At 46.9% G+C, this 15,565-nt stretch carries 16 protein-coding genes and 1 pseudogene; 9 read left to right on the top strand and 8 right to left on the bottom strand.

Going from position 1 to position 15,565, the window contains the following annotated elements:
- Positions 1-55: 55 nt before the first annotated feature.
- The 5 genes from SYNPCCP_RS06925 to SYNPCCP_RS06905 form a co-directional block, all read right to left on the bottom strand.
- Positions 56-1,534 carry a hypothetical protein gene (locus SYNPCCP_RS06925; protein ID WP_010872538.1) on the bottom strand — a complete coding sequence of 493 codons (1,479 nt, stop codon included), beginning with the start codon at positions 1,532-1,534 and terminating at the stop codon, positions 56-58.
- 25 nt (positions 1,535-1,559) lie between these two features.
- Positions 1,560-3,359 (bottom strand): aspartate--tRNA ligase, encoded by a 1,800-nt coding sequence (gene aspS / locus SYNPCCP_RS06920; protein ID WP_010872537.1) that lies wholly within the window; start codon positions 3,357-3,359, stop codon positions 1,560-1,562.
- A 129-nt stretch (positions 3,360-3,488) separates the two neighbouring features.
- Positions 3,489-4,094: a nitroreductase family protein gene (locus tag SYNPCCP_RS06915; protein WP_010872536.1), complete on the bottom strand. Its 606-nt coding sequence runs from the start codon at positions 4,092-4,094 to the stop codon at positions 3,489-3,491.
- Between the two features lie 78 nt (positions 4,095-4,172).
- Positions 4,173-4,898, bottom strand: a complete 726-nt coding sequence (locus SYNPCCP_RS06910) for a 2-phosphosulfolactate phosphatase family protein (RefSeq protein WP_010872535.1) — start codon at positions 4,896-4,898, stop codon at positions 4,173-4,175.
- 42 nt (positions 4,899-4,940) lie between these two features.
- The gene (locus tag SYNPCCP_RS06905; protein WP_041425809.1) at positions 4,941-5,120 is read right to left on the bottom strand and encodes a hypothetical protein; all 180 of its coding nucleotides are present in this window, start codon (positions 5,118-5,120) and stop codon (positions 4,941-4,943) included.
- 40 nt (positions 5,121-5,160) lie between these two features.
- On the opposite strand from SYNPCCP_RS06905, the gene fabZ reads away from it, so the two are divergent.
- Both fabZ and SYNPCCP_RS06895 read left to right on the top strand, forming a co-directional pair.
- Complete coding sequence (fabZ, locus tag SYNPCCP_RS06900) at positions 5,161-5,661, top strand: 3-hydroxyacyl-ACP dehydratase FabZ (protein WP_010872534.1); 501 nt, start codon at positions 5,161-5,163, stop codon at positions 5,659-5,661.
- Between the two features lie 45 nt (positions 5,662-5,706).
- The gene (locus SYNPCCP_RS06895; RefSeq protein ID WP_010872533.1) at positions 5,707-6,495 is read left to right on the top strand and encodes a YdcF family protein; all 789 of its coding nucleotides are present in this window, start codon (positions 5,707-5,709) and stop codon (positions 6,493-6,495) included.
- A 53-nt stretch (positions 6,496-6,548) separates the two neighbouring features.
- Here the strand turns inward: SYNPCCP_RS06895 and larE are convergent, their stop codons facing one another.
- Positions 6,549-7,355 carry an ATP-dependent sacrificial sulfur transferase LarE gene (larE, locus tag SYNPCCP_RS06890; RefSeq protein WP_010872532.1) on the bottom strand — a complete coding sequence of 269 codons (807 nt, stop codon included), beginning with the start codon at positions 7,353-7,355 and terminating at the stop codon, positions 6,549-6,551.
- Between the two features lie 176 nt (positions 7,356-7,531).
- Between larE and SYNPCCP_RS06885 the strand changes: the two genes are divergently transcribed.
- From SYNPCCP_RS06885 to SYNPCCP_RS06875, 4 genes and pseudogenes are all read left to right on the top strand, one after another.
- Entirely contained in the window at positions 7,532-7,732 is a 201-nt protein-coding gene (locus SYNPCCP_RS06885) for a hypothetical protein (protein ID WP_020861716.1), read from the top strand.
- 82 nt (positions 7,733-7,814) lie between these two features.
- Positions 7,815-8,153 (top strand): annotated as a pseudogene (locus SYNPCCP_RS16795) (transposase); the annotation flags it as partial.
- A gap of 88 nt (positions 8,154-8,241) precedes the next feature.
- Complete coding sequence (locus tag SYNPCCP_RS06880) at positions 8,242-10,554, top strand: DUF3488 and DUF4129 domain-containing transglutaminase family protein (protein WP_010872531.1); 2,313 nt, start codon at positions 8,242-8,244, stop codon at positions 10,552-10,554.
- Between the two features lie 94 nt (positions 10,555-10,648).
- Positions 10,649-11,182: a Uma2 family endonuclease gene (locus tag SYNPCCP_RS06875; protein ID WP_010872530.1), complete on the top strand. Its 534-nt coding sequence runs from the start codon at positions 10,649-10,651 to the stop codon at positions 11,180-11,182.
- Positions 11,183-11,205: 23 nt separating this feature from the next.
- Here SYNPCCP_RS06875 and SYNPCCP_RS16790 read toward each other — a convergent pair whose 3' ends face one another.
- On the bottom strand, positions 11,206-11,784 hold the full coding sequence (locus SYNPCCP_RS16790) for an IS630 family transposase (RefSeq protein WP_223211245.1): 579 nt from the start codon (positions 11,782-11,784) through the stop codon (positions 11,206-11,208).
- Complete coding sequence (locus SYNPCCP_RS17595) at positions 11,694-12,053, bottom strand: IS630 transposase-related protein (RefSeq protein ID WP_010871315.1); 360 nt, start codon at positions 12,051-12,053, stop codon at positions 11,694-11,696. Before SYNPCCP_RS17595 ends, SYNPCCP_RS16790 begins: the two co-directional genes overlap by 91 nt.
- A 209-nt stretch (positions 12,054-12,262) precedes the next feature.
- Between SYNPCCP_RS17595 and SYNPCCP_RS06860 the strand changes: the two genes are divergently transcribed.
- The 3 genes from SYNPCCP_RS06860 (at position 12,263) to SYNPCCP_RS06850 (ending at position 15,379) form a co-directional block, all read left to right on the top strand.
- The gene (locus SYNPCCP_RS06860) at positions 12,263-13,372 is read left to right on the top strand and encodes a fatty acid desaturase (protein ID WP_010872529.1); all 1,110 of its coding nucleotides are present in this window, start codon (positions 12,263-12,265) and stop codon (positions 13,370-13,372) included.
- A gap of 34 nt (positions 13,373-13,406) precedes the next feature.
- On the top strand, positions 13,407-14,693 hold the full coding sequence (locus tag SYNPCCP_RS06855) for a folylpolyglutamate synthase/dihydrofolate synthase family protein (RefSeq protein ID WP_010872528.1): 1,287 nt from the start codon (positions 13,407-13,409) through the stop codon (positions 14,691-14,693).
- Between the two features lie 248 nt (positions 14,694-14,941).
- Positions 14,942-15,379: a hypothetical protein gene (locus SYNPCCP_RS06850; RefSeq protein WP_010872527.1), complete on the top strand. Its 438-nt coding sequence runs from the start codon at positions 14,942-14,944 to the stop codon at positions 15,377-15,379.
- Positions 15,380-15,565 lie beyond the last annotated feature (186 nt).

Below are 15,565 nucleotides of genomic sequence, written 5' to 3'. Positions count from 1 at the left end.
TGACCCTTTGGACGTCAGCACAGCCTAATAACCCTAATCCAGTGGGGATCAGAGCCTATGGCATCCAACGGGGAGCAAAACCAGCGGTCAATTCTTGGGGATCGGGATCCGCATCGGTTTCCGTGGCCAAATCTCCGGGTAGGGGCAACAACCAAACTCGTCCATCCACAATGGATCTTTGAGAATTGGTGAGAAGATCATGGGAACCAAGAGTAGGTCCTGTGGCTACCTGGTCAAACATTAACCCCAGACCATCGGGAGCAACGGTGAGATCAACTTCGGGGTAATTGGGTAAAGCTAAGAGGGGGCGGGCTTGACCGTCGGTTAAATTAATCACCGCCAGGTAGGGTTCTGGTTGCACAGGCTCGCCTTCCCGTTGGATAAAATCCGCCTGCAAGCAATAGGCCCTGGGTTGGGAGCGGGGGTCAAAACGACAGCTTATTAGGGGGTAGGGACCCCGTAAAACTTCCCTTTGAGTGCGTTCCTGCAGGTCGTAAACAATTAGGGAATGGCTAAAGTCTGGGTTTTGTTGGCTTAATAGCAATTGTTTGCCATCAGCAGAAAAATCCAAGGCTTGCTCCATTGCTTCCAAAAAATGGGGCGCCCCGGCCTCCGGAATTAGGGGAATTAAACCCACTCCCCCCTCCTGGCCCACTGCAAGGAAATTACCATTGGGTCCAACAATAAATTTTTCGGCCCTAATACCTAGAGGTCTGGGATTTTCTCCACTGGGGGCTACCCACAAACCAGAGTCAGCAGAATTTTGAGCATTTTCTCTAGCAATAACTAACATACTGCCGTTAGCAGCCAGGGCAATGCGCTGGTTATCATAATCCTGGTCTTCCCAAAGCCTTTCCAATTTGCCTGGTAGAACTTTAGTTTGGGTGTTGAGGTTATTAATACCGGTGGCGACAGTGAAAATATTCTGTTGTCCCCCCCGACGGGTCGGATCGGTGGCGGTGAAAATCAGGCGATCGCCTTGGGGATAAATTTGAAACTGTCGAACGGTGAGGTCCTTAGGGGTGAGGATAATTTTTTGGGGTTGTTGGGGGTTGGTGATGTTGTAGAGAATTAACCTTCCCCTTTCTTCGCCGGCCACACCAATATAGGCCAAAGCCCGGGCCCGACTGGTGATCAGACTGGTGAAATCCTGTCCCCTTGGACCCCGCACCATGGCAGGTAAAGGTAAGGTCAATTGATAGTTAGTGCCATAACGGGGGATGTCCGTTAGGGTGTAGAACCAACGCCGCCCCTGCCAAATGGTTTTGCCCGCCAGGGGTGGGTCAATTACCAAGCCTGACTCCATTACGTCCGGGTCAACGGGATGGTTAAAAGTCATGGTCAGGGCCTGGGTTTGGGCCCCGATGTTGGTGTTGCGCCAACTGTATTGCGTTACCATCAGGGGACTTTGATTGCCCCGTAATAGCACCACCGCAATTAGAAGAACCAAAACGATGGCGATCGCCCCCACGGTGCGGTCAAAGAGGCTCAATTTTTTCCATAAAGCCGTAGTAGGGGAAAAACGTTCCATCATGGGGGCCAATAAAAAACAGGGCTACCTAGTCGTCCACTTTAACTTTAGGGACGTAAGTAGAAGCCACGGACAATTCCTTGAGTTGTTTTTTATCCACCGCCGCTGGTGCTTCCGTGAGCAGACAACTGGCCTGTTGGGTTTTGGGGAAAGCAATCACATCCCGAATGGAATCTTCTTTAGCCAACAACATCACTAACCGGTCTAAACCGTAGGCAATGCCGCCGTGGGGAGGGGTGCCATACTCGAACGCATCCAATAGGAAACCAAATTTTTCGTGGGCTTCTTCGGGGGATAAACCGATGGTGGCAAAAACTTTTTCCTGTACTTCCCGTTGGTAAATCCGCAAACTACCGCCGCCAATTTCCACGCCGTTCATGACCAAATCGTAGGCCTGGGCCCGGGCAGTTTTCAGATCGCCTAAATCATCGGGGTGGGGCGCAGTGAAAGGATGGTGCAGAGCTTCAAAGCGTTTTTCATCACTATTCCACTCGAACATGGGGAAGTCGGTGATCCAAAGCAGGTTAATGGCATCGGGATCGATCAAACCCAACTGTTCTCCCAGCACCAACCGGAGGCGGGAAAGGGATTTATCCACCGTGGCAGTGTCTCCGGCACCAAACAGGAGTAAGTCTCCGGCTTCAGCTTGGGTTAATTGCAGTAACGTTTTTACCTGGGCCTCATCTAGGTTCTCTTTAATAGCCCCAATGGTGTCGATTTCTCCGTTATCCCGCACCCGAATGTAGGCAATGCCCTTAGCGCCCGCTTCCGTGGCTTCTTTGAACAAATCTCCGCCGGGTTTAATCCGCACATTGGAAATAGTCTCATTGCCCCCCGGCACCCGGATAGCTTTGATGGACCCCCCACTACTGACGGCAGCGGAAAAAACCTTAAAACCTGTGTTACCCAGCAGGTCGGAAACGTCCACCAATTCCAAACCAAAACGGGTATCCGGGCGATCATTGCCATACTTAGCCATTGATTCTTGATAGGTCAATCGGGGAAATGGCCGGGGCAAATCGATATTTTTAACAACTTTGAAAATGTGGCAAATTAACGCTTCGTTGAGGTCAAGAATTTCCTCCTGGCCCATAAAGCTCATTTCCATATCCAACTGGGTAAATTCCGGTTGGCGATCGGCTCTTAAATCTTCATCCCGAAAACAACGGGCAATTTGATAATAACGATCCATCCCCGCCACCATCAATAATTGCTTAAACAGTTGGGGCGATTGGGGCAGAGCGTACCATTCCCCTGGGTTAACTCGGGAGGGAACAAGATAATCCCTGGCCCCTTCGGGGGTGGAACGGGTGAGAATGGGGGTTTCAATTTCCAGAAAATTCTCTTGATCTTCCAGGAAACGGCGCATAGCTTTGACCACTTGATGCCGCAGTTGTAGATTTTGACTCAACCTAGCCCGCCGCAGATCTAGATAACGGTATTTAAGGCGCACATCTTCCCGCACCTGTTCTGCTTCGTGACTAGACACCACAAAAGGTAATTGTTGATTGACGCCGTTGAGCAAGATAATGCTGTCGGCATAGATCTCAATTTCCCCGGTGGGAATTTTTTCGTTCAATGATTCCGGGGGACGTTTACTGACCACACCGGTAACTTGCACCACGTATTCATTACGTAATCCTTCCGCCACTGGATAGGAAGCGGGGGTTTGGTCAGGACTACTGGCGATTTGCACTATGCCCTGGCGATCGCGCAGGTCAAGGAAAATTACGCCACCATGATCCCGACGGCGATCGACCCAACCGTAGAGGGTCACTGTCTCCCCCAGATGGGTTGTCCGTAGGTCGCCGCAATAATGAGTACGCATAGAGGTGTTAATCAAGCAAAATTTCGTTGAACAGCAGGAGTTAGGGGTGAGAAGTAAGCGTTAAATGGGAGTCGGAGCGGGTTCAGCAATTAGCCACTCAACACTAAATTGCTAAACACCAAACCTTAGTTAGGCAAAGGAGTTTTCCCAGACCAATTCTTCCAGGGGAGTTTGACCGCCTTTTGCCCGGGCATCTTCGGTGCGTTTACCGATCGCCACCATGGGGCCAATGGCATAGTCAGCGGGTAATTTGACCAACTCGGCTACCTTTTGGAGGTCAAAGCCGATCATGGGACAGCTATCATAGCCCATGGCCTTGGCCGCCAACATCAAATTTTGCATGGCCATGCCAATGGACCGTTGGGCTTCATCCCGTTGCAACTGTGGTTTGCCACCATAGAAAGAGGCGATCGCCCCAACAAGATAATTGGCCACTTCCCGGGGGGCATTGCGCCAGTAACGGGCGGGGTCTTTATCCCAAGCGTTAACATCCGCCGCTACCAAAATTAACAGGGAAGCGTCGGTCATTTGGGCCTGATTGCCATATTTTTCCCGGATGGTTTGCCGCAGTTGGGGATCCCGAATGATCAAGAATCGCCAATGTTGGATGTTAAAACTAGTGGGAGCTTGGATGGCCGCTTCGAGCAACTTTCTTTCTTCTTCGGCCGTTAAACGATGGTCAGGGTCAAAATGCTTAACCGATCGCCGTTGGTAAATAGCGTCAAAGGTGTCCATAGTGTTTTAGCAATGATAGCTAGGAAAATGATTAGGAGAAGAGAACTCAAAACTTAAATATAAAGACAATTCTCGAATTTAAGCAGCGGTCAACACCCCTGGCGACACTTGTTTGGGCAGAATATCAATTAAATCCTCTGTGGCGCAGTAGCGCAAATCCTCTAGGCGGTCAAGCTTGAGTAGCCGTTGGCCATGGCTGGCTTGTTTAAACAAATTCAGTAAATCACTCCGCCATTGGCGGTACAAACTTTGGGCCGCCACCACTTCATCATTGCCCACGGTGAAATCAATGCCTTTTTCCCGGAGCAAGCTGGCGATCGCCCCAGCACAGACCGTATCTTCTAGGGAATAACCCCCTTCCCAACCGGAACCCAATAGCCACACTGTTTTGGGCTGGGTTTGGGCTAGGTAATCCACCGCCGCTCCCCGGTTAACCAAAGAAGCTGTGACCAACTGAGGACAATCCTTCACCCTCTGCAAAGCCCTAGTGCCATTGGTGGTGGAAAGAAACAATCTTTTCCCCGCCATCAACTCCGACGTACAATCTAAGGGAGAATTACCCAAATCGTAGCCCGCCACGGCGGCCCCGCCCCTTTCCCCCGCCCGGAGACGTTTTTCCCCCGGCCAGGATTCACTGGTGGCCATCAAATCATCAAGGGAGCTAAAAACCTGAACCGCTTCTGCGCCAACTTTTAAGGCAGTGGCGATCGTGGTCGTAGCCCGTAGGACATCAATAACCACGGCACAGTCAGGCAAGGATTGATCTGGTGTTAATTCCGGCGTGTGATAAACAAAGATTTCCACAGGATTTGGCGGATTGTTTGGGGAATGAACAACCCTCCCATCTTATCGGTAGTGGGCCAACCCGGAAGAAGAATTGGCCAATTTTTCTGGGCTCATGGCCCAGGGGGGATCCCAATGGGCTTTAAACTGGTTTTCGGTGGCGATCGGGCCTAGAACCTGGCCAAAGTGCTGGACCTTAACTAAGCGTTGCTGGGAATAACCTGGTTTGCCAAAGTTTTTCAAAAATTTTCGTTTGTCCTAGATTTTTAGCAAAAGTTTTCCCATGGCAATGTCAACTCCGGAGGTGACTCCCACTTTAAGCGATAGTAATGGCAATGAAGCCGGTGTCCAAACCCAATTTACTATCCAGGAAATTAGTGATTTACTGCCCCACCGTTACCCCTTCGCCTTGGTGGACCGCATCATTGATTTTCAACCGGGTAAATGCGCCGTTGGCCTAAAGAATGTCACCATCAACGAACCGTTTTTTCCCGGCCATATTCCCGATCGCCCGATTATGCCGGGGGTGTTAATTGTGGAATCCATGGCCCAGGTGGGGGGAGTGATTTTGACCCAACTGCCGGGGATGCGGGGTAAATTCTTCGCCTTTGCTGGCATTGATGGGGTGCGGTTCCGGCGGCCAGTGGTGCCTGGGGATCAGCTAATTATGACAGTGGAATTACAATCCTTTAAACTGCAACGCATTGCCAAAATGCAAGGGGAAGCTAGGGTCGATGGACAACTGGTTTGTGGGGGGGAAATGCTCTTTTCCCTAATTGATTAGGCAAAATCGATAGAAATTGTCATTTAGTTGGCATTTTGCCCAGTTATGTTCGTTTTTCTCTCCAAACTTTTACCCCTATTCCTCTATCCCCTGGGGCTAATTTCCTTACTGCTGTTGGGAATTATTTTTTGGAGTTGGCGACAGCAGTTGGGTTTGCAGTGGCTGGCCCTGGTGGCGCTGGCTATTTTACTAGTCAGTGCTAATAGCTGGGTTAGCGATGCCCTGCTACGGACTTTGGAGTATCAATATCTGCCTATGGAAGATTTCCCCCAAGCCCCAGTTATTGTTGTTTTGGGGGGCGGTCTTTACCAGGCCACCTATCCCCGGCAATTTCCCGAAGTGGCCGAAGCTGGCGATCGGGTTATCTACGGCGCACAAATCTACCAAGAGGGCAAAGCTCCCTACATTATTACCACGGGGGGAAGGATTCCTTGGTTGGGCACAGTGGCCACCTCGGAAGCGGAGGATATGGCCCTATTGTTGCAACGGTTGGACGTGCCTAGGGAAGCTATCATCAAAGAAGAGAAATCCCTTAATACCAGGCAAAATGCGGTTTTTACCCAGAAAATTCTCCAGCAACGGGGTATAAACACGATTATTTTGGTCACGTCTGGTTACCATATGCCCAGGGCCAAAAGAGTATTTGAAAAACTGGGTATCATTGTCATTCCCGCCGCCACCGACTTTTTGAGTCAACCTTTGGGCAGAAATAATTTCAACCTTGCCAACGTCATCCTTGGTCTGATGCCCGATGCCAAAAGTCTGCAAATGACCACCATGGCCCTGAAGGAATATTTAGGGCTGGTTATTTATAAACTGCAGGGCTGGGTTTAGCCTTGGGCTTTCCCCTGTTCCAAAGAACTAGGCTGGGATGCCGTTGGTTTTGGTTATTTGGTCAAAACCCGATTTAGCTTGCCGCTTTGGTAACCTTCTAGGTCTAGGGTGACGTAAAGGAAACCAAAGTTTTGAAAAGTTTGCACTAATTCCCCCAGGGACACATCCTGTACAAACTGTTGGATCTGTTCCGGGGGCAATTCAATGCGGGCCAAATTTTGTTCCGATCGCACCCGGACTTGGTTATAGCCGAGACGACGCAGATAAATTTCTGCCCGGCCGACCCGCTGTAATTTCTCCACTGTGATTTCTTCGCCGTAGGGAAAGCGGGAGCTTAAACAAGGTTGGGCTGGTTTATCCCACCAGGGCAACCCCAATAACTGGGAAATTTGCCGCACTTCCAACTTGCTAATTTGCAATTCGGCCAATGGCGATCGCCCACCCCGTTCCTTAGCTGCTTGGATACCGGGGCGATAATCCCGTAGATCATCTCCATTGACTCCATCGATAACGTAGTTGTAACCCAGGGCCAAAGCTAAGGGCTGAAGGGTGTCGTGGAGTTCACTTTTGCAAAAATAACAACGATTTTCCGGGTTGGCAGTGTAATTAGGGTTAGCCATTTCGTTGGTTTGCACCAGTTCATGGGCAATGCCAATCCATTGAGCTTGGGCCTGGGCATCTTCCAATTCTTCCGGTAACAGGGAGGGTGAAACGGCGGTGATAGCCACGGCATTTTGCCCCAACACGTCGTAGGCTACCTTGGCCACTAGGGTACTATCCACTCCACCGGAATAGGCAATTAAAGCCCGGTCTAGTTCCCCAAAGAATTGCCGCAGATTTTCAAGTTTGCTTTCTAACATAGCCTTTGGCGATCGTCCTTATTTGTCGATTGTTGATCAAATTCACTTCTAACGGTAACAAAATCTTTGGCAGGTAAAAGTCATCGGCCCAAAGACCGAAAAACATCTTTTTTTACTTGGCATACTAAAGACCTTTAAGCGATTATAATGCTCATAGATTTACCGGGGAAAATGTCATGGGTAGTAATAGGGAAAAAGAACGTCTCATTTGGCAAAAAAGAATACTGGAGCTTGAAATAGAGAAGTTGAAAAGACAAAAAGCTCATAATCATCAGTCGAAAAAGGATGAATTGAGTGATTTGACCGACACTGCTATGGGGGGCGCATCAATTGCCGCTGGCACTGTCGCCGGAGTTGCCACATCTTCTCGTCTGTAAATGTTCGTCTTCGTTTTTGACTCATTGGGACATTCTCCTTGATTTTTGGCTCTTCTCTAATGTCCATTTTTTTTAGTCAGGATCAGAAACGGCTCTGGATGCTTTTTCTCAGAAATGGGATAACTTCTACCCAGCCATCAGTCAAATCTGGTTACGTCATTGGGACCATGTCATTTCCATTTTTGACTATCCTAAGGAGATAAGCCGCGTTATTTACACTACCAATGCGATTGAATCCTTAAATAGCCCTTTTTGCAAGATTATCAAAATAAAATCCGTTTTTCCCGGTGAAGATTCTGTTTTTAAGCTATCATATTCAGCAATGATAAACATCACTAAAAAATGGCAGCGCCCTATACGAGATTGGCGAGCCGCTGCTTCCCATTTTGCTGTTCTTTTTCCTGAACGCTTTTCACTTTAATTCTCCTCTTTACACAAAATCTTGATCACTCTCGTTTGTGTCTCACAAAACGCAATTTCGTTAACATCAAACTCCTTTCTATCCATCCATGACTTTCTCCTTCCCCATGGCCCGTTGGCTAGAGCAATGGCAAGCCCGTCTGCAAAACTTGCCCGAGTCTAAAACGGAGGAATCGATTGTTTTCCGCATTTTGGTGCAGTTAATGGTGATTGTGGGCATTGTGGCCACAGACGTAGCGGCCCAAACCACCTGGAGTTTATGGGCCATTCCCCTCAGTGTCATTGGCTCTTGGTGGAGTTGGCGTCAAAGAAAAAAGAAGAATATTGCCCTCAAATTTCTGCTGGCGATCGCCATGGTGGCCATGTTGTTTGTCTTTTTGGGCAACTTGGTGGAAAATCTCAATGCTAGCCAGGTGGCCCTAGCGGGATTATTGGTGCAACTACAGGTATTGCACAGTTTTGATTTGCCTCAGCGGAAAGATTTAGGCTATTCCATGGTGATTGGGCTCATCCTTTTAGGAGTGGCGGGGACTTTATCCCAAACTCTCGCTTTTGCCCCCTGGTTATTGCTTTTTCTCGCCGTAGCTATTCCCACTTTGGTGTTGGATTACCGTTCTCGTTTGGGGCTAGAAGAAATTCCATTTTCCCTACCGTTCTGGAAAAGTGCAGAGAAAGCTAGGCGATCGGAGCGGACGGAATATTCCCCCTTAGTACCGAAAAAGTTATTCGCTCTGTTAGCGGTCACCCTGGCCTTCGGTTTGTTACTCTTTGCTCTGATGCCTCGCTTTCCCGGTTATAGACTGCAAAGTTTTCCCGTCTCTAGTCCTGGGGAAATGCAACAACAAACTTTTGAGGGGCAAAACCAAGATATCAACAACCCTGGTTACCGTCGAGGAAATGGCACTGGTACCGGCGGAGAGGGAGATGGTTCAGAACCCGGCCAGGTGGACGACACCTTCTACTACGGTTTCAACAGCCGTATGAATCAAAATTTACGGGGGGAAATGACCAAACAGTTAGTTCTGCGGGTACGTTCCCAAGCGCCAGGTTTTTGGAAAGCGTTATCTTTTGACCGCTATACGGGCCAGGGTTGGGAAATTAGTGATAACGAGAAGATCACCACAGTGGAACGATCGCCGTGGTCCTATCGTTTTGTGCTGGATAACATTGACTCCTTCCTGGAAACGGAAAATGTGGTGCAAACCTATACCGCTGTGGAGGATTTACCCAACGTAATTCCCAGTCTTTACCATCCCCGGTTTTTATACTTTCCCACCAGGGAAGTTGGCATAGACAGCAATGGCAGTTTACGATCGCCGGTGGGTTTGCTAAAAGACATTACCTACACAGTGATTTCAGAAGTGCCGGTGCGAGATCGCACTAGGTTGCAGGAGTACCGCATTCCCCCGGAAGTGAAAATTGACCCCCAATTGCTCCAAGTTCCCCCCGATATCAAATCGGCGGTGCGGGTTAAAGCGCAAGAACTGTTAGCTAAATCAGAACGGCCCCTAGAAACCCCCTATGAAATTTCCCTCTACCTAACCCAAGCTCTCAAGCAAAATTACCGCATTCGCACTGATTTACCATTTTTTGAAGACGATGAAGATTTGGTCAGCGCCTTTTTGTTTGAATACGAAGGGGGGTTGCCGGACCACTTTGCTACAGTGTTGACCATTATGTTGCGGAGTTTAGACATTCCCGCTCGATTAACCGTGGGCTTTGCTCCCGGACAGTTTAACCCTTTCACTGGTTATTATTTGGTCCATAATACCGATGCCTACGCCTTGACGGAGGTACTTTTCCCCCGGCTGGGTTGGTTTATGTTCGACCCCATTCCTGGCCACGAACTCTATCCTCCCTCCATCGAAGATAACGAAACCTTTAGCGTGCTTCAGCAAATCTGGCGTTGGGTGGCCGGTTGGTTGCCTTCTCCGGTGAGCGGCTTTCTGGCTAATGTCTGGGCTGCTGTTACCGGATTCCTGGTCACTGTTTTACGGTGGTTCTGGAATTTAATTTCCACTAGTTTGGGCGGCGCTTTACTCGGACTCATTTTGGCGATCGCCGCTGGTTTTCTGGGTTGGCTTGGTTGGACCCAGGCTAAACGTTGGTTACAATATCGTCGCTTAGCCCAACTCCATCCTATGGCTAGGCTTTATCAAACTTTGCTGTATGACTTGGAGCAAAGGGGTTTTCGCAAAAGTCGAGCCCAAACCCCAGGGGAATTTGCCCAATCCCTGCGGGAACATCTAACTCCAGAGCAGGTAGAAATAATTGTGGAAATTTCCACAGCCTATGTGGCTTGGCGTTATGGAGAGCAACAACCCCACCTAGATTATCTGGGTCAGCAGTTTAAACTTCTAGAACACAGTTGGCGGAGCAAGGCAAAAACGAAGTTACCCTAAAATATGCCTGTGCTTAAATGGACAATTTTTTGAAATTAAACAGTAACAAAAAGTTAAAGCTAAACTTGAATCAGCCAAATAAAACAGGGGATCAATGATGGTCGTTGCTACAACTAAAATCCTAACAGCGGCTGAGTATCTGCAACGGGAAGAACAGGCCACTGAAAAAAGTGAGTTTATCCAAGGAGAAATTATTCCCATTGCCGGAGCCTCCGCCAACCATAATCGCTTAACCTTTAATTTAAGCCGCTTATTACCTCTAGAAATTGGCGATCGCCAATATGAAATTTTTGTCAGCGATATGAGGTTATGGATTGCTGAGTCTGAAAGTTATTTTTACCCCGATGTGATGGTAATTGCGGAAGAGCCAAAGTTTACTGATAATAGTCAGATGGCGGTGACCAATCCCTCTTTGATTGCCGAAGTCCTCTCCACTTCAGCAGCGGGCTTTGATAAAAATCAGAAATTTGGCTTTTACCGGACTATCCCTAAATTACAAGAATACTTATTAATTGATCAATTCTGTTATCGTGTAGAACATTACCAAAAAGTTGGTGATCGCCAATGGTTATTAACGGAACTGATGGGAGAAAATGCCGAAATTGAATTTAGTTTTATGAAAATATAGTAGTTTCAAATAAAGCTGAGACGCTAAACGCCACAGTAAGAACGGATAATTTCATCAAGAGACGTGTCAATAGGAGCGTACATTCTAGCTCGTTTCAAGGCACTAAAGTCATGCTCAATATCATTTAAATCAGGAGAATATTTCGGCAAAAAAAGAACTTCATGACCTGCTTCTTTAGCCAATTCTTTAATGGCAGTTTTACGATGAATAGGAGCATTATCCATTATTAATATTGATGGAATGTCGAGGGAGGGTAGCAAATATAATTTTAACCATCCTTCAAAGCCTTCTGCATTCAAACTCCCGGTAAAAACCATCGGCGCAATCAAATCTTTTTTTCCTTTTCTTCTCCCTGCTACTAGATTTTCTCTGACTCCCCTTTTTCCTTGTCTATCTCCATAAACTTTTTTTCCTTTTTTTGACCAGGCATAAATACAAGCCTGGATTGCTTCGAATCCAGATTCATCTATGTAAACTATAGCTTGACTACCATAGAGCTTAATTAGTTCTCTTAACATTCTATAGTACTTAACTCGTTCCTCCCGGTTTCTTTCTCGATAACGTAGTTCTTTTTTTTTCTGTTTATTTTCATTTTCTTTAATGCGTAATATACGGCACTCGGCCTCACTCCAAATTTCTTGGCTCTGTCTATCAATCTTGCATCGGGATTTTCTTCTACGTCTTTTTTTAGAGCTTCCCAGTCTAATTTCCTATGGCGACGCTCTACTTTTGTTGGGCTTAAATCTACTCTATTTAACCATCTGTATATCGAGGCTTTTCCTATTTTATATATCTTGGAAGCCTCAGTTATTTTTCCTCCAGCTTCTATATAAGCTACTACCCTTTGCCTTAAATCTAAACTGTAAGCCATTGTTTAAACCTGTTCATTTTGTACACTCCATAATTTTACATTAAATTCTCTCATCGTTAATTGAAATGACTATAGATTTGACTATTTTCATATACCAAAGGAAGCAGTTAAGATTTTCTTAACACTTTGCATCAGCTCGGAATTTTCCCAAAACAGGTAAAATCATTTACACTGAAATTGCTTTGTTTAACTTTTAGGGATTATTCCTGGTGCTCACTGCTCAATCTGAATACGTTAAAAAACTCCGTCCTCTTTTGCCACCGGAAGCATTCCAAGCCGATCCCAAGAAATTAGTTATTTTAGGTTTAAACCTAGGTATTTATGTTGCGGGACTAACCATCGCTCGTCATCTCCATCAGTGGCCTGGGCAATGGCTTTGGTTATTTTTGCCCATGGCCCTATTAATGGGTAATAGCGTCACCGTATTTTTATTCGGTAGCCACGACCTGATGCACGGTAGTGTGCTCAAAAAACGTTCTAAAATTTCTTACCTGATTAGTTTATTAGGTCTTTCCCTCTGGTGGATGCCCCCTAGTCAATGGCGATCGCTCCATAATCAAGTTCATCATAATAACACCAATAGTTTGCGGGACCCTGACCGAAATTATCTGCACGAACAGCCGAAAACTTGGGGAAAATGGATTCATCACCTGTTTGCTCCCTCGGGAGAAGTTAATACCCTTTGGTTAATTTTTGGCATGGGTACTGCCTGGGGTGTACATAATTTTCGTAACCTGATTTCCGTACTTTTCTTCACTGGTGGTAACGCCGATTTTGTTCCGGCTGCTTTTACGGTTAAAGCCCAAGACCGCCAAAGAATTTGGTTGGAATTAGCAGCCATAGGGGCAGTGCATTTAAGCATTTTGTTTTACCTGCAATTCCAATTGATTCCCATTATTTTAGGCTACTTTTTGCCGATTTTCCTGGGTCATGCTATGGGCATGTTTTATATCTACACCAACCATTTGGCTTGCCCGATGACGGATATTAATGATCCTTTGGTTAATAGTGTTTCTTTGCGGATGCCCAAGTTATTTGATTGCTTACATTTTAATTTTTCTTACCACACAGAGCACCACTTATTTCCCGACGTAAATTCCGATTATTATCCTTTAGTGCAGGATTTGCTACAAACCCATTATCCTGGGCAGATGAATTTGTTGACTGCCAAAGAAGCCTGGAAAATGTTACTGGAAACTCCCCGCCATTACCAAGGGGAAACAACCCTAGTGGGCTACAACGGTGGTGAGACGATCGCCTGTCCATTGCCGAAAAATGTCCCCGATTTAACCGAGACCAAAGTAACCGCATCGGTTTAAATGCATCAACTGAATTTTGCCAACAATAATTGCCATGGATATCAACACCCTACTGGAACCCTATAAAACCGCCGGCGTTAATCTGGGTCTGGAGCGCATCCATGGCCTACTGGCCAAGTTGGGCAATCCCCAGGCAAAAGTGCCCTATGTCCATGTGGGGGGCACCAATGGCAAGGGATCGGTGTGTGCCTATCTGTCCAGTGTGTTGGCGGAAGCGGGCTATAAGGTGGGCCGCTACACTTCTCCCCATTTAATTGATTGGCGGGAAAGGGTTTGGCTTGATAACCGTTTCATTGATGACGCTAGTTTAATCGGGGCATTGCAACAAGTAACGGCGATCGCCCCGGCGGATAGTTCTGATCGCCCGACTTTGTTTGAGGTGTTTACTGCGGCGGTGTGGCTTTATTTTGCCCAGGCAGAGGTGGACATCGCGGTGATGGAAGTGGGGCTGGGGGGCAGACTGGATGCTACCAACGTCCCAGAACCTTGTTTGCTTAGCATTATTACCTCTTTAAGTCGGGAACATTGGCAGGTTTTGGGGCCAACCGTAGCTCACATTGCCAGGGAAAAAGCTGGCATTCTCAAAGCCCAGAGGCCAGTATTTTTAGGCAACATTCCCCCAGAAGCGCAGGCAGTTTTTCAAGAACGCATTGCCGAATTACATTGCCCCGATTATTGGGTTACCCCCGCCATTGCCACGGAAAAAAATGGTCAACCCTGGGCTAGTTGGCAAGGTTTTGAATATCCCCTGGTCCTATTGGGAGATTTTCAGCTACAAAACTCGGCCCTGGCGATCGCCGCTTTGCAGGAATTAAAACACCAGGGTTGGGATAAATTAACACCGGAGGTTATCCAACGGGGCATGGGTAAAGCTGTCTGGCCTGGACGATTGCAGTGGGTGGACTACAACGGACAAAAAATCCTTTTAGACGGGGCCCACAATCCGGCGGCGGCCAAAGCTCTGGCAAACTATACCCATGGGTTAGTTGATCAATCGGATAATTACCTGCCCACCATTACCTGGGTGATGGGTATGCTCAGCACCAAGGAACATGACCAAATTTTTCAGCATTTACTTCGTCCCGGCGATCGCCTGTTATTAGTGCCAGTGCCGGACCATGACAGCGGGGATTTACCAACGTTGGAGCAGTTAGCCTGGCAGATTATGCCGGATTTAAAAGAGGTTACACTGTTTGATGATTGTTTTACAGCCTTGGAAAGTTTAGAGAAAACCAACGAAAATTCTGAACAATTGACTGTTCTCTGTGGTTCCCTTTATTTAGTGGGCTACTTTTTAAAAAGATTACAGTCTTCCCACTAATTATTTCTAGAAATTCTGCCCTAATTTAATCCGATTCATATTATTGCTATCATCGGTTTATTCCGCTTAACTCCCCTGGTCCCCGTGGGCATTTCGCTGAGCCATATCGCCCCTGCGTCAAGGATAATGCAGGGAAACCAATTGTTGCCAAGCTTTTATTAGTTTATAGGATAAATAAATTGATTAAATTACTTATTTATTTTGTTATTCTTCCCATTGCTATTTTCCTGCTGGGAAATCAGCCCGCGATGGCAGTGGCCAATACTAACTCCCCAGATCAGACCCTGCCGGTTTTAGTATGCTTTTCCGGGGGAGAAGAAATTTTTCGTAAAAATGTGGTGGAAGGCCCCTTTGCTGATGAATATAAATTCGCCCATGAAATAAAAGTTTCCGACAGTGAAGGACAACACTGGGTTAATTTTAGTGGGGGTATGTGTGTGATTGATCAAGGGGAAGTTTTCAACAAAAAACAGCCAAAATTAACGGACAACTTAAGTTGTTATTCAGGAGCTAAAAAAGTTGTAACTTTTGATGTTTATGGAGAAGAAACAACCATTGACGAATACGTTGAAGGTAGAACATTTCTAGCAAAAGCCAGTGGCAGTGTAATTGCTTCCAATTCAATTCATCAATATTTATTATTTGGTAGTGGAACCTGCATTGGAGAAGAAATAGGAGAGGATTGATTAATCACCATGGCAGAGTTTAAATTTGCCGGGATTGATGTCGGTTTGTAGTGGCGATCGCCTGATGTTAGTGCGTTGCCTGATCATGACAGTTTTTTTAGGTCCTCCCTGCCTAGTGGGGGATTTTTCGTGCAGTAATTTTGGTTCTTTTCGGCCCAGTTGATACCATGGGGGCGTTTCCTTTGC

This window comes from Synechocystis sp. PCC 6803 substr. PCC-P (assembly GCF_000284455.1).
In the GTDB taxonomy this organism is placed as follows: Bacteria; Cyanobacteriota; Cyanobacteriia; order Cyanobacteriales; family Microcystaceae; genus Synechocystis.
This window is presented reverse-complemented; position numbering and strand designations above follow the sequence as displayed.

Bases quoted from the DNA above. Each gene is read 5' to 3' on its own strand.
- SYNPCCP_RS06925 (WP_010872538.1), bottom strand. From the start codon at position 1,534: ATGATGGAACGTTTTTCCCCTACTACGGCTTTATGGAAAAAATTGAGC.
- aspS (WP_010872537.1), bottom strand. From the start codon at position 3,359: ATGCGTACTCATTATTGCGGCGACCTACGGACAACCCATCTGGGGGAG.
- SYNPCCP_RS06915 (WP_010872536.1), bottom strand. From the start codon at position 4,094: ATGGACACCTTTGACGCTATTTACCAACGGCGATCGGTTAAGCATTTT.
- fabZ (WP_010872534.1), top strand. From the start codon at position 5,161: ATGGCAATGTCAACTCCGGAGGTGACTCCCACTTTAAGCGATAGTAAT.
- SYNPCCP_RS06895 (WP_010872533.1), top strand. From the start codon at position 5,707: ATGTTCGTTTTTCTCTCCAAACTTTTACCCCTATTCCTCTATCCCCTG.
- larE (WP_010872532.1), bottom strand. From the start codon at position 7,355: ATGTTAGAAAGCAAACTTGAAAATCTGCGGCAATTCTTTGGGGAACTA.
- SYNPCCP_RS06885 (WP_020861716.1), top strand. From the start codon at position 7,532: ATGGGTAGTAATAGGGAAAAAGAACGTCTCATTTGGCAAAAAAGAATA.
- SYNPCCP_RS06880 (WP_010872531.1), top strand. From the start codon at position 8,242: ATGACTTTCTCCTTCCCCATGGCCCGTTGGCTAGAGCAATGGCAAGCC.
- SYNPCCP_RS06875 (WP_010872530.1), top strand. From the start codon at position 10,649: ATGATGGTCGTTGCTACAACTAAAATCCTAACAGCGGCTGAGTATCTG.
- SYNPCCP_RS17595 (WP_010871315.1), bottom strand. From the start codon at position 12,053: ATGGCTTACAGTTTAGATTTAAGGCAAAGGGTAGTAGCTTATATAGAA.
- SYNPCCP_RS06855 (WP_010872528.1), top strand. From the start codon at position 13,407: ATGGATATCAACACCCTACTGGAACCCTATAAAACCGCCGGCGTTAAT.
- SYNPCCP_RS06850 (WP_010872527.1), top strand. From the start codon at position 14,942: ATGGCAGTGGCCAATACTAACTCCCCAGATCAGACCCTGCCGGTTTTA.